Annotated in this window: 13 protein-coding genes; 9 read left to right on the top strand and 4 right to left on the bottom strand. The window is 61.8% G+C overall.

All coding sequences use genetic code 11. The features are described 5' to 3' along the window. The first annotated feature begins 44 nt into the window (after nt 1-44). The 5 genes from JGU71_RS08590 to JGU71_RS08570 are packed head-to-tail and all read left to right on the top strand — an operon-like array spanning nt 45 to nt 3,351. The gene (locus tag JGU71_RS08590; RefSeq protein WP_307829566.1) at nt 45-695 is read left to right on the top strand and encodes an RNA polymerase sigma factor; all 651 of its coding nucleotides are present in this window, start codon (nt 45-47) and stop codon (nt 693-695) included. Beyond that, entirely contained in the window at nt 692-1,186 is a 495-nt protein-coding gene (locus JGU71_RS08585; RefSeq protein WP_199703666.1) for a hypothetical protein, read from the top strand. The genes JGU71_RS08590 and JGU71_RS08585 overlap by 4 nt, the downstream gene beginning before the upstream one ends. 3 nt (nt 1,187-1,189) lie before the next feature. Next, on the top strand, nt 1,190-1,906 hold the full coding sequence (locus tag JGU71_RS08580) for an HAD family hydrolase (protein WP_199703665.1): 717 nt from the start codon (nt 1,190-1,192) through the stop codon (nt 1,904-1,906). Nucleotides 1,907-1,963: 57 nt separating this feature from the next. Then, nucleotides 1,964-2,470, top strand: coding sequence for a type II toxin-antitoxin system HicB family antitoxin (locus JGU71_RS08575; protein WP_199703664.1), 507 nt, complete (start codon nt 1,964-1,966; stop codon nt 2,468-2,470). Nucleotides 2,471-2,502: 32 nt separating this feature from the next. Then, the gene (locus tag JGU71_RS08570) at nt 2,503-3,351 is read left to right on the top strand and encodes a DUF4097 family beta strand repeat-containing protein (RefSeq protein ID WP_199703663.1); all 849 of its coding nucleotides are present in this window, start codon (nt 2,503-2,505) and stop codon (nt 3,349-3,351) included. A 146-nt stretch (nt 3,352-3,497) separates the two neighbouring features. Here JGU71_RS08570 and JGU71_RS08565 read toward each other — a convergent pair whose 3' ends face one another. Further along, nucleotides 3,498-4,304, bottom strand: coding sequence for an alpha/beta fold hydrolase (locus JGU71_RS08565; protein ID WP_199703662.1), 807 nt, complete (start codon nt 4,302-4,304; stop codon nt 3,498-3,500). 18 nt (nt 4,305-4,322) lie between these two features. Beyond that, a complete protein-coding gene (dctA, locus tag JGU71_RS08560) occupies nt 4,323-5,699 on the bottom strand; it encodes a C4-dicarboxylate transporter DctA (protein WP_199703661.1) in 1,377 nt (458 codons plus the stop codon). A 140-nt stretch (nt 5,700-5,839) separates the two neighbouring features. Between dctA and JGU71_RS08555 the strand changes: the two genes are divergently transcribed. After that, complete coding sequence (locus JGU71_RS08555) at nt 5,840-6,724, top strand: bile acid:sodium symporter family protein (protein ID WP_233528991.1); 885 nt, start codon at nt 5,840-5,842, stop codon at nt 6,722-6,724. On the opposite strand, the gene JGU71_RS08550 is transcribed toward JGU71_RS08555, so the two are convergent. After that, nucleotides 6,721-7,692, bottom strand: a complete 972-nt coding sequence (locus JGU71_RS08550) for an oxygenase MpaB family protein (RefSeq protein WP_199703660.1) — start codon at nt 7,690-7,692, stop codon at nt 6,721-6,723. The genes JGU71_RS08555 and JGU71_RS08550 overlap by 4 nt on opposite strands. Before the next feature lie 41 nt (nt 7,693-7,733). Beyond that, a complete protein-coding gene (locus tag JGU71_RS08545; protein ID WP_199703659.1) occupies nt 7,734-8,360 on the bottom strand; it encodes a TetR/AcrR family transcriptional regulator in 627 nt (208 codons plus the stop codon). Between the two features lie 69 nt (nt 8,361-8,429). On the opposite strand from JGU71_RS08545, the gene JGU71_RS08540 reads away from it, so the two are divergent. The 3 genes from JGU71_RS08540 (at nt 8,430) to JGU71_RS30365 (ending at nt 12,666) form a co-directional block, all read left to right on the top strand. After that, nucleotides 8,430-10,298 (top strand): acyl-CoA dehydrogenase family protein, encoded by a 1,869-nt coding sequence (locus JGU71_RS08540; RefSeq protein ID WP_199703658.1) that lies wholly within the window; start codon nt 8,430-8,432, stop codon nt 10,296-10,298. A 126-nt stretch (nt 10,299-10,424) separates the two neighbouring features. Then, nucleotides 10,425-11,330, top strand: a complete 906-nt coding sequence (locus tag JGU71_RS08535; RefSeq protein ID WP_307829565.1) for an oxygenase MpaB family protein — start codon at nt 10,425-10,427, stop codon at nt 11,328-11,330. Between the two features lie 118 nt (nt 11,331-11,448). After that, the gene (locus JGU71_RS30365) at nt 11,449-12,666 is read left to right on the top strand and encodes a tryptophan 2,3-dioxygenase family protein (RefSeq protein WP_199703657.1); all 1,218 of its coding nucleotides are present in this window, start codon (nt 11,449-11,451) and stop codon (nt 12,664-12,666) included. Nucleotides 12,667-12,914: the final 248 nt, after the last annotated feature.

Genomic DNA, 12,914 nt, shown 5'->3' with positions numbered 1-12,914 from the left:
GAGTCGAGTCGAGTTCGCAAAACTGCACGGAATGGTTTTGTAACGTGAGTCACACCAACATCGGTCGCCGTTCGATCGTCGCGTGTACTCTCGCGGAAGTGTCGAACGACGGGGTCAGCACCGACCGCATCTTCGACGACGAAGAAGCCTGGGCCGGGGCATCGGACAAGGTTCTTGTGCACGCGGCGGCGATCGGCGAGCAAGACGCATTCGAGGCCATCGTTGTCCGCTACGGCCCCCAGCTCTTGCGCTACGCGACCACTTTGCTGAACGACCACGGCGCTGCAGAAGAGGTCGTGCAGGACACTCTCGTTGCGGCGTGGAAATCGATATCCGACTTCCGGTTTCAATCTAGTTTGCGGACCTGGCTGTTCGGGATTACCGCACACAAGGTCATAGATCAGCAACGTCGCCGCACAGCTACACCATCGGAAGACTGGGTTTTGGATCGCCCCGCCGAAGCCAGCAGCGTCGATCCGGCTGCGCGCGCTACGAACGCCGGATTTATGGAGGACCTCGGCTTGGCCCTTGGCGAGTTACCGTACAAACAGCGTGCGTGCTGGCTGCTGCGTGAAGTCGAAGGGATGTCACACGAGGAAATCGGACAGGTCATGGCGTTGTCGAACGGAGCCGTCCGCGGCAATTTGCAACGAGCCCGAGCAACATTGAGCGTGCGGATGGCGAGGTGGAGATGACACAGGAACACGATCCCGTGCTCGGTCGCGCGATCGAGAATCTGCGCGCGGCACCGACGGAGCCGCGCTGGGTCGACATCAGTTCGTCCGTGCTCTCGAAGATCCGTGCGACGACACGACGGACCACGCCGCTCGACGCCCGTTTTCCAACTGCGCCTGCAGAACGCGAGCACGACACTCTCCGAATCAGCGACGCCGTCGTCACGCGGGCAATTCGGCAGGCCTTGCTACGGGCCGGTGCAATCGAAATCAGTTCCATCGCACTGTATCTCGACGAATCCATCTGCACAGGCGCCGAAATATCCGTCACCGGAACCTACGGTGACGATCTGCGGTCCCTCGGGTCGCACTTCGCCGACGCCGCGGTCGCCGTGCTCGACGCCGTCCTCGGCCCGCCGATGCCTGATCGCCCAGCACGCGATATCCAGATCCATTTCGTCGACGTGCACGAAAACGACTTTCCTGAGAACTCGCAAGCCACGAAGGACTGATCGATGGACAGCCGAATCGGAGCAACTGCGGCTCAGAGCCGTGTCGATGCGGTGCTGTTCGACTTCTCGGGAACCCTGTTTCGCCTGGAACCGAACGAATCGTGGGTGCCCCATTTCACCGACCACGACGGAACGGCGTTCGACATCGACACCCGAACCGAGCTGATGCGCCGCATGACCGCACCGGTCGGGCTCAACGTCGACGTCGACGAAGCCGATCGGCATGCGTGGGAGAACCGCGACCTCGACCCTGCGTTGCATCGAAGCGCCTACTTGAACGTACTGACGACGTCCGGCGTCCCGTACGAGCAGTCGGTGGCTCTGTATTCACATCTGATCGATCCGATGCAGTGGACGCCGTACCAGGATGTCGCTGCAACCCTCGCGCTGCTGATCGCGCGCAACATCCGCGTCGCTGTCGTCAGCAACATTGCCTTCGATGTGCGCCCGGCATTCTCCGCACGCGGCTGGGCCGACCTGGTGGACGAGTTCGTGTTGTCGTTCGAAATCGGTGCCACCAAACCCGATCCGCGGATCTTTCGCCTCGCCTGTGACCGTCTCGGCGTCGATCCTCAGCACTGCCTGATGGTCGGCGACAGCGACGAGGCCGACGGTGGCGCACGTGCCATCGGCTGCGCGTTTGCGCTGGTAGAGCCGACCGAAACCGCCGTTCGCACCCACGGATTACTCGATGCACTCGCGGCGAACAGCATCACCTGAGCTAGCCTGAGCCAATCAGGCGTTGCCATGGCGCCACAGTGGTGCCATAGTGGCGCCATGGACCTCAGCACCTACATCGACAGCCTCCGCCGCGAGCTTGTCGTCGCGGCCGCAGCCGGCGGCGACGACGCAACGGCGTTGGCCGAGCGACTCACGGCACCCCTCGAGTCCGCGACCAGACTTGCGCTACTGAACGCGCTCTCTGCAGCAGCGGACGAGATCACCACCGAACTGGCGCCAGGATCGGTCTCCGTGCGGCTGCGGGGCGTGGACCCCGAGTTCGTGGTCACCGCACCGCCGAGCGACCGCAGCTACGACGACGCCGAACTCAGCATCCCTGCGCCGTCGCCTCCGAGCGACGCCGACGAAGGCTCGACCTCGCGTATCAACCTCCGCCTTCCAGAAAGCATCAAGGCCCGAGTCGAAGACGCTGCCGGCAAAGAAGGCTTGTCGGTCAACGCGTGGCTCGTCCGATCCGTTGCCGCAACGCTCGACTCGAGTGGACAACGTGCCCGCCGCCGGGCACCGCGCGACGGGGCCGGCTTCACCGGCTGGGTTCGCTGACCAACTCCCGCACAACGATATCCGAGGACCACATGCCTACATTTGCTACACCGCAACCCATTTCGGTCACAATCGAGGTCGGCGTCGGCGATATCCGCATCAATGCAACCGATCGTCACGACACTGCAGTCGAAGTCCGTCCCAGTGACAGCTCCAAGAAGTCCGATGTCGTCGCCGCTAGCGAAACCCGAGTCGAGTTCGTTGACGGCCGGTTGCTCGTTGCCGCGCCGAAGAACTGGCGCAGACACAGCTTCTTCAACGACGGCGGCTCGGTCGACATAACCATCGACCTCCCGACGGGATCACAGGTGAAGGCGGATGCCGCTGTCGCCAATTTCGACACCACCGGCACGCTCGGCGACGCAAGGTTCAAAACCGCGACCGGAGATATCCGCGTCGATAGCGTCGACTCCGCGCAATTAACCACAGCCACAGGCGATCTCGTCGTCGGAAAGATCGGAGGTCGCGCAAACATCAGCAACGGAACCGGAGAGATCCGCGTGACCGAGATCGCGGGCATAGCTGTAGTCAAGAACTCCAACGGCGATACCTGGATCGGCGATGTCACCGGCAATCTGCGTGTCAACGCCGCCAACGGCGACATCTCGATCGACCGTACAGAGTCCGACGTCAGCGCCAAAACGGCCAACGGCACCATACGCGTCGGGGAAGCGACGCGCGGTTCCGTCGCCCTGGAAACCGCCTTCGGCAACCTCGAAATCGGTATCGGTAAAGGGGCAGCGGCCTGGCTCGACGTGCAGACCAAGTATGGCGAGGTCCACAACTCGATGACCGCGGCCGACACCCCCGATCCGAACGACGAGAGGCTGGAAGTCCTTGCCCGAACAAGTTTCGGCGACATAGTAATTCGTCGCGCCTGAGCCCTGCTCCTCGCGGACCGCACGTGCGGAAGTCGTACGGCGACACGACGGTGATCGACGGGATCGACCTCAATGTCGCAGAAGGCACTATCTTTTCGGGCGCAAGCCTTGTTCGGAAACAGTCCGGCACCTGACGCCGATCCGGATCACGCCGTCTTCGTAGTCGACGATGCGGCGGAACTTCCGTCGAGCAGGATCTTGGCGATCAGCGCCGGATCGTCGGACATCGGAACGTGGCCGAGCCGCGGCAAGACGGACAGTTGCGCAGCAGGGAATTGTGCGAGCACACGACGAGCCTGATAGACCGGCAGCACCAGATCCCGTCGGCCCCACGCCACCGTTACCGGGATGGCAGGATCGACGACAGCCGGGAGCACGAACGGCAGCGGCCCAAGCGGATCGAGTACCTCGTTCGCCATCAGAGATCGACTGTCGACCAACGCGTCCTCGTAGGAGATCCGACTTGGCTTCGCGAAGAACGGCGCCAACGCCGCATAACGAATTGGCTTGAATTGCAACGCTTGCGGCAGCCGTTCACCCGTGATCTTGGCAATCGTTCGAATCGAAACGAATGTCGCGCGTGCACGCTTCTGATCGAGCCTGTTGACGAAGAAACCTGCGGGTGACAGCGCCGTCGCGGAGACAACCTCGCCGCGAGCCGCAAGCGCCAGCGAGAGCCAGCCACCCAGCGAGTTGCCTGCGATGTGCGCGCGTTCGCCTTCCGGCGTGACTTCAGCGACGAACGCACTCAACTCGTCGGTCAGGTACTCGAGCATGTTGGGAGGCTGCCCGACCGCGGGCGACTCTCCATGGCCTGGCAGGTCGACCGTCACCACGCGTCGGTACGGCGTCAGTCGGTCGAGCAGCACGTCCCAGCCCTGCCGACGGTGAGTGACCCCGTGGACGAGAACCAGCGTCGGACCCGAACCGGAGATGTCATGCGCCAGTCTCATGTGGCGATGCTATCCAACTCACGTCGATCGAGCAGCAACCTTCTCGCTCACGAGTTCGTCGTCGTCCAACGGTTCGACGTCGTCGCCGTTGAGTACGGCACGCATACGTTCCTTGTCGAGTTGACCTTCCCAGTTCGCGACGACGAAGGTGGCGACACAGTTGCCGAGCAGGTTGACCGAAACCCGCATCGAATCCATGATCCGATCGGCGCCGAGCAGCAGTGCAACTGCGGCAACGGGGATCGCACCGTGGCCGATTGCCGCTACGGTCGCCGACAGCGCGAGAAACGACGATCCGGGAACGCCCGCCATTCCTTTCGATGTCAGCATCAGAATGAGGACGGCCGTGATCTGTTCGCCGAGCGTCAGATCGACACCGAGAGCCTGCGCGAGAAACAGTACGCAGATGGACAGGTACAGCGTGGCACCGTCGAGATTGAACGAATAGCCCGTCGGCACAACGAGGCCCGTCGTCGTCCGGCTACATCCGGCGTTCGTCAGTTTCGCCATGATGCGCGGGAGCACCACCTCCGTCGACGCCGTGCCGAGCGCGATGAACAGCTCGTCCTTGATGTAGCGCACAAACTTCCACAGGTTGACGCCTGCGAAGATCCACGCGATACCACCGAGAATTCCGATGAAAAGTACTGCGGCGAGGTAGCAGCACAGAATCAATTTGCCGTAGCTTCCGAGCGACGAGATTCCGTACTGGCCGATGATGTACGCCATCGCGCCGAAGGCTCCGATAGGTGCCAGACGCATAACCCAGCCGATGATGACGAAGAAGATCTGGCTGAAGTGATCGATCAACTCGAACACGATCGGCGGACCCTTCTCACCGAATTTAGCGAGAGCCAAACCGAACAGCACGGCGAAGAACAACACCTGCAGTAAGGCGTTCTCGGCGAATGCGGAGATGATCGAGGTCGGGATTATGTTGAGGAGAAAGTCGACGGTGTGAGGGAGTTCGCCGCTGTTCGTCTTCTTCTCGACGGCTTCGGCTCCGTTCGCGAGAGTTTGCGGATCGATCCGGAATCCTGATCCGGGTCCGAACAGATTCCCGATCAGCAACCCGAACAGCAGGGCGAAGGTCGTCACGGCCTCGAAGTAGATCAACGCCTTTACGCCGATCCGGCCGACCGACTTCAGATCACCGACATGTGCGATGCCGAGCACGACCGTGCAGAAGATGATCGGCGCGATCAGCATCTTGATGAGCTTGATGAAGCCGTCTGCCAGCGGTTTGAGGTCGGCTCCGAAGTCCGGCCAGATCCAGCCGATCGCGATGCCGCCGACTATCGCGACGAGCAGCTGCACGAACAGCGACCGATACCACCGGGTCCGGGTGGCCGGTCGCGCCGTCTCGCTGTAGGGAGTATCCGTATCGATCGCCATGTTGGGAACGTACGACCGGTCGATGACGCTTTTATTATCGATGTGTTCCAACGAGCAATAGTTTGATTGCTGGCGAGAACCCTTCCTGGAAATTGTGGGTCGCGTGCGTCTCAGTTTTACCCATACGGTTCAATTCGGACATGACCCTCGCAGCAAGTCAGATCGATTCGCCCGTCGTCACGATCTTTTTGCCCCTCGCGTTGGCCGTCATCATGTTCGGCCTCGGCCTCACCCTGACGATCGCCGACTTCAAGCGAGTCGCGAAGGTACCGAAGGCAGCGATCATCGCGCTGGCCGTCCAGATACTCGTTCTGCCGGCGATCTGCTTCGGCCTCGTTCTGTTGTTTGCGCTACCCAACGAACTCGCTGTCGGCATGATGCTGCTCGCGGCTGCTCCTGGTGGAACGACGGCGAACCTGTTCAGCCACCTGGCAGGCGGTGACGTCGCATTGAACATCACGCTGACGGCGATCAATTCCGTGCTCGCCGTCGTCACCCTGCCGCTCATCGTCGGACTTTCGGTCGCATACTTCCTGGACGGCGACGAGAACATCGGCTTGCAGCCGCAGAAGATGCTGCAGGTTTTTGCGATCGTGCTCGTCCCCGTTGCCATCGGAATGTTCGTGCACGCACGGTATTCGGCTTTCGCTGCACGGATGGAACGGCCGGTGAAGATCGCATCGGTCGCGATCCTCGTCATCGTTGTCGTACTCGCCCTGATCGGCAATTTCGAGGCGCTGTCCGAGCACGTTCTCACGATCGGCGCAGTCGCGTTGCTGTTGTGCTCGCTGAGTCTCGCAATCGGCTACTGGATTCCGAAACTTGCAGGCGTACAACGCCGCCAGGCAATTGCGTCGGGCTTCGAGATCGGTATTCACAACTCGACGCTGGCGATCACCATCGCGATCTCGGTGATCGGCAACGACGAAATGGCGATCCCGCCAGCGATCTACGGCGTGCTGATGTACCTCCCGGCGGCGGTCATGTTGCGACTGCTCCGCCGCCAGGAGTCCGTCGTAGCCTAGGCAGTCGCCGAGTCTTCCACGGCCACTGCGCGTTTGCCGTACAGCGCCCTAGCCTGCTCGGGCGTGACCGTCGTCGCGCGTAACGGCGGCGCACCCTCGTAATTCTGGCGGAGCACCGAATGTGTCATCGGCAGCACCGATTTGATCACTGCGAGTTCGATCGTGGGGCTGCTCGACAATTTGACCGCGGTGCTGACGAGAGGTTTGAAGCCGCGGTCGACGAGACCTGGCTGATCGAAGTCGCCGAGTTCGCGCATCCATTTCGGTAGCGAGGCGATGGTGGCAGGCGCAAGGAGTCGGCTCAACCCCCAGAACGCCAGTTTGCCGTTGGCGTAGGGAGTGCGCAGTAGGTAGTGCATCGCTTTGTGCGCATGCTCGGACGAGCACAGCTGGGGTCGCATCTGCGCGAAGTATGCGCGGACCTCGTCGCGAGACGACGGGACATCGGACGCCTTGCAGGTCTGCAGTTCTGCGGCGACCACACATTCGCGCCAGTACTGCGCTTCCTCTTCAGGGCTCAGCGGGCCGGGTCCGTACAGCTCGTAGCACTTGAGCACCGAATGCCAACCGGTGACGTGAATCCACAGCTGTGACGCGGGATCATTTGCGCTGTAGCGCTTTCCACTGATCGGCTCGATGCCTGTCGCCCTCGCGTGGACGCGCTGCAACATCTCCGACGTCTGGATCGCGGAGCGGCTGTCACCGATCGCGGCGATCAAGAAGTACGAGAGTGTGCCGTCGAGGCGGCCCTTCGGGTCGGTGTAGATGCCTTGCTCGTCTGCGACCGCGGCGGCGAGAAACGGATCGAAATGTTCGAGCACGACGGAGCGCTGGAATCCGATCAGCGCCGTCGGAGCGGTCCAGACCTTCCAGGTCGGCGAGTCCGGCCCGAAGAATCCATAGTCCTGTCGACGCTGCGTCGGGTCGAACGGCCAGCCGCGTTTGGCGATCTCGTGTGCACCGCTCATTTTTGTTTCCTCCTCGTTGAGGTCTCTCGATGTTGAAGAAGTCACGCGTGCCGAAAGGCGCGGTAGACGGCGTTGCCGATAAATTCGGCGAGTTCTGCTGGTGTCCAATCATTTTCGTCAGCAAGTAACGAGCGCACCGCGCCCTCGCTCGATGACATGAAGTGCTCGACGAGCACGGGCAGTTTGCGCTCGATGTCGACCGTTCCCCACAGTTCGAGAGTCGGCCGAATGCGGCGCGTGAAAAAGTCCGCGACCACAGAACGACCGCGGCCGAACTTGTCGGCGACGGCGGGGTCCGGATCGGCATCGAAGACGATGCGCCAGGAATCGGTGCGCGCAGCGACGGTGTCGAGCAGTGCGCGGAAACCGTCGACGAAAACTTGCGCGTCTGCATCGGCGCGGCCGCGCGGAAGTGCGGCGATCGCGCCGGAGATCAGGTTCTGCTCTTCACGACGCAGCATCGCTTCGATGAGTGACACACGATCGGTGAAGCACGAGTAGACGACCGGACGAGTGACCTCCATCCGATCTGCGACGGCGCCGATGGTGACTGCGGCGACCCCCTGCTCCACCGCAATCGCCAAGGCAGCGTCGAGCACCTGCGGACGTCGCTTTTCCGGTCCGAGATGCGCTGCCCGCGCACGCCGATCCGAAGTTTCTACACTCATGAATAATAATGCTACATTCCTGAATAATTGTTGCCAAACCCGGACCCCGTATCGATCCGAAGGACACCGATGACCGCCCTGTTCAATCCGCGTAGGCCAGACTTCTCCGAGTTCGACGCACCGACCCGCCGCATCTTCGAAGCGACGATCGATTACTTCGAAACGCTCGGCAAACGCCAGCTCCTCGAAGACGACCGCGAGCGCGTCTGGTACGCCGACTTCCTCGACTTCGTCAAGCGCGAGCGGGTGTTCGCAACACTGCTGACACCGGCTGCCGAGGCGGCGGGCGACGCCGACAAGCGTTGGGACACAGCGCGTATCGCGATGATGAGCAAGATTCTCGGGTTCTACGGGATCCAGTACTGGTACGTCTGGCAGGTCAGCATCCTCGGCCTGGGGCCCATCTGGCAGTCCAGCAACGCAGACGCCAAGCGTAAGGCTGCCGACCTGCTCGATTCGGGCGCAATCTTCGCCTTCGGCCTCTCCGAAAAGGAGCACGGCGCCGACATCTACCAGACCGACATGGTGTTGACCCCGAACTCGCGCGGCGGCTACTCGGCGACCGGCGGCAAGTACTACATCGGCAACGGCAACCTTGCGGGCATGGTCTCGGTGTTCGGCCGCATCGAGGGGATCAAAGGTCCGGAGGGCTACGTCTTCTTCGTCGCCGACAGCCAGCACAAGGCCTACAAACTGCGGGACAACGTCGTCGCATCTCAGATGTACGTCGCGGCATTCGATCTGGAGAAGTACCCCGTCGCGAAGAAGGACATCCTGCACACCGGGCAGGCAGCCTTCGATGCGGCGATCAACACCGTCAACGTCGGCAAGTTCAACCTCGGTTTCGGTGCGATCGGCATCGTCGAGCACTCGTTCTACGAGGCACTCACCCACGCCGAGAACCGCGTCCTCTTCGACACGAAGGTCACCGACTTCGCCCAGGTTCGGCGGCTGTTCACCGACAGCTACGCTCGACTGCTCGCCATGAAGCTCTACAGCGAGCGTTCGATCGACTACATGCGGTCGGCGTCGATCGACGATCGTCGTTACGTGCTCTACAACTCGATCGAAAAGATGACGGTCACTCGTCAGGGGCTCAAGGCGATCGAGGACATGTTCGACATCATCTCCGCGCGCGGCTTCGAGAAGGACACCTATTTCCAGATGGGCGCGCTCGGCATCATGGGCTTGCCCAAGCTCGAGGGCACGGTCCACATCAACTTGGCGCTGGCGTTGAAGTTCATGCCGAACTACCTCTTCAACCCGGCCGACACCAGCTTGGCACTGCTCGGCCTTCGCGATCCGAAGAAGGCGGAGCAGAGCCGCATTTCCGACGGGGCGTTCCGGACAGCATTCTCGCTCTCCCGCAGGGCAATTCGCTCCGCCGGACCGGTTGTGAACCGCCTGCGGCCCGCGAAGTCGGCGTTCGCACCCGTGCCTACCCGTCGCGATTTCGCGGACGACAAGTTCCTGTTCGAACAGGGACCGACGAAGGGCTTGTTCAAGGTCAAGTTCCACGACTGGCGGCCGACTTTCGAGAAGGCTGCTCATCTGCCCAACGTCGGCAAGTTCGTCGAGCAGATCGACGCACTGCAGGCGCTGCTCGGTAGTGCACCGCCGTCGAAGTCGCAGCGCGCTGACCTCGATTTCCTGTTGTCGTTCGGCGAAATGTTCTCGTTGATCCCGTTTGCCGAGCTGGTCCTGGAACAGGCCGCGATCGCAGGCACCGACGACGCCGTCGTCGATCAGATCTTCGACGTCTTCGTTCGCGATTTCTCGACGCACGCGCTGGCTTTGTCCGCCAAGCCGACGGCAACGCCGGCCCAATACGCGGGTGCGCTGAAAGCCATCCAGCGTCCGGTCGCTGACTCCGATCGCTTCGAGAAGGTGTGGGCGCAGGCTCGCGCACACGCGAACACCTACGAGATGAATCCCTGATCCAGCGCTGACTGCCGCCTCGATCCGATTCGTTCGGGTCGGGGCGGCCCTGGCTACTCAGCACGGTTCGCGATACAGTGAGAGAGTTATCGCATAACTCTTTCACCGTCGAGGGAGATCGCCGTCGTGACCCGAGCAGTAGCCGAGATCAAGCCAAGCGCCCATCCTTCGCGGCGTCCCATCGAGCCGGGGACGCGGATGTGGGACGAAACCGGGCTCGTCTCCTTCTCGCTGACTGCCGGGACAGCGTTTCTGCTGCAGACGATGGAACCCACCATCTCGACCGTCGTCGACGAACATTCGACGTTTCGGACCGACCCGCTCGGCCGGGCAGCGCGCAGCATCGCGTCGGTGATGATGTGGGTATACGGCGGCGACGAGGCGATCGCGGAGGCCGACCGCCTGCGCGAGATGCACAAGCACCTGAATTCGGTTGACGCTCATGGCGTCCGACACACAGCGCTGTCGACCAAACCGTGGGCATGGGTGCTGCACACGGGGACCTACGCCTTCTGCGAGGGCGCGAAATACTTTGCCAAGCAACCTCTTACGTACGCCGAGAAGGAGGCGTACTACCAGGAGACCGTGCAGTTGATGCGCAACTTCAAAGTCGCCGAGAAGGAAATCCCAGCGACCTACGCAGATTTCGTCGTCTACTTCGACGATGTCGTCGCACACGACCTGAAGGCGACAGCCGTCACCAAGGACTTTCTACGGCTGTCTGCGCAGTTGCCCGCACCGCCGCAACTGCCGCGAGCATTCAGACCGCTGTGGACTGCCCTCACCGCACCCGTCGGCAAAATGCAATATCTCGCGACCGTCGGAACCACACCCGAGGTCGCCCGTCGCAAACTCGGGATCGAATGGACGGCGACGGACGAACGCAAACTGCGCGCCCTCGGCTGGGCCGTCGCCCGCGGGGTGCCCTTGCTGCCGGAACGCTTGCGCTACTTCCCCATTGCCTACGAAGCGCGACGCTTGGAGCGGGGCAAGCAGCGGCTGCGGAAGATGATCGACCTTCGCCCGATGTAGTCGGGTGTAAAGCTGGTCCGCCGCCAAGGTGGGACGACAACCAACCCTTGGGGCCCTTCTCGCCCCGCTCGCCTGCACCGACCATTGGTGCTACCCAGGCGATCAGGAGTGTTGTCCCGTGAACGAACTCAGGACGTGGCTACGCGAGCCGAATTCCGACACGTTCCCGTACGATGCCGTCGTCGCAACGTTTCACAGCGGCGGAAAGCATTCGGTCGGCAAGGATGTTCTCGAGGCTCTCGACCAGGCACGTTCGCGAGTTCGCGAAGGTTCGATTGCCGGCGACGGCACACTCACTCGGTTTCTCGGCGTTGCCCTCGACAAGTTCGACGGACGTTTCGACAACCCGAGTTACCTTGCGCTCGACCTGCTGGCGTTGCCTGCCACAGACACCGATCGGTGCCCTGTATCGGCGACGAGAAACAGTGTTCGTCTGGTTCTGCAATTGGTCACCGACATCATGCATTTCGAACTCTCGGCGCTCGACGGCACCGACGATCGTCTACCTGTACTTCGACCGGATCTGCGCACAGTTACCAAAAGGTGCCGCCTCGGCATGCGCATCGCACGTCCGGCAATGGCTCGACTCGGCATAGCCTTCGACGCGCCCGATACTTCGAACACACTCGACCCGGCCCGCCAGCTGTGTGCCGTGGTTCGCGACGACCTGTCCGTGGCCGAGCGGCTGACGTTGCGGCTGAGCATTCTGCCCGTCAGTCTGGTGCACGACGAATACCTGTTCATTCGCGTATTGCAGTCTTACGAAGCAACATTCGCGGCAGTCGCGGTGAATCTGGCCAACGCAATTCAGGCCTTATCGCTCGGCATGGGAGAACGCGCTACCCACGCACTCGCATCGGCCGAACAGTTGTTCCGTGATACGTCACTGCTCTTTTCGATAGTTGCCACGATGCAGCCGGTGGCATTTCTGAAGTTCCGCGAGTACACCGATGGCGCAAGTGCAATTCAGTCGCGAAACTACAAGATCGTCGAAAGCCTCTGTCGAACACCGGAACTCAGTCGCATCGACTCACCGGCGTATCTATCGGTTCCGTCCGTCCGCGGTCGGATTCTTGTCGGACAGCGCACGGTCGACGACGCTGTTGCATCCTCGACCGATCGCCTCACCGTGAGCGTGCGCGAATCCCTCCACAGTGCAATGCAACAGTTCGAGAAATCGGTGCTGCGTTGGCGCAAGACGCACCATCGCGTCGCATCCCGAATGTTGGGACACCGACGCGGCACCGGCCACACCGAAGGAATCCCCTACCTCGCCGAAGCCAAGGCAATTCCGATCTTCGGTCGTTGCCCTGCTCTAGCGCTGCTCTCTGCCTGACACCTATCCTTGGCCTCCGACGCCCTCATCGAGATGGTGGACCGCAATCATCTCGAACTTCGAGACGACTCTGCTCTGGCGGCAGTAAGGGCGCTACGCGCCTCGTGAGTCTTTTCGGCGTGCGGGCCCTCTGTGCTGTCTAGATACATGTGGCACAGATGTGTCTAGATACATGCGAGACACATTTTAGGCTGCGTCGTGCAGTTTGCCTTGGTATCGCTTGGTGAGGTCGAGCGTCAGATGACCGA

Origin of the sequence: Antrihabitans stalagmiti (assembly GCF_016482825.1) — a bacterium.
In the GTDB taxonomy this organism is placed as follows: domain Bacteria; phylum Actinomycetota; class Actinomycetes; order Mycobacteriales; family Mycobacteriaceae; genus Antrihabitans; species Antrihabitans stalagmiti.
Note: the sequence above shows the minus strand (reverse complement) of the source record. Positions and strands in the feature narration are given on the sequence as shown.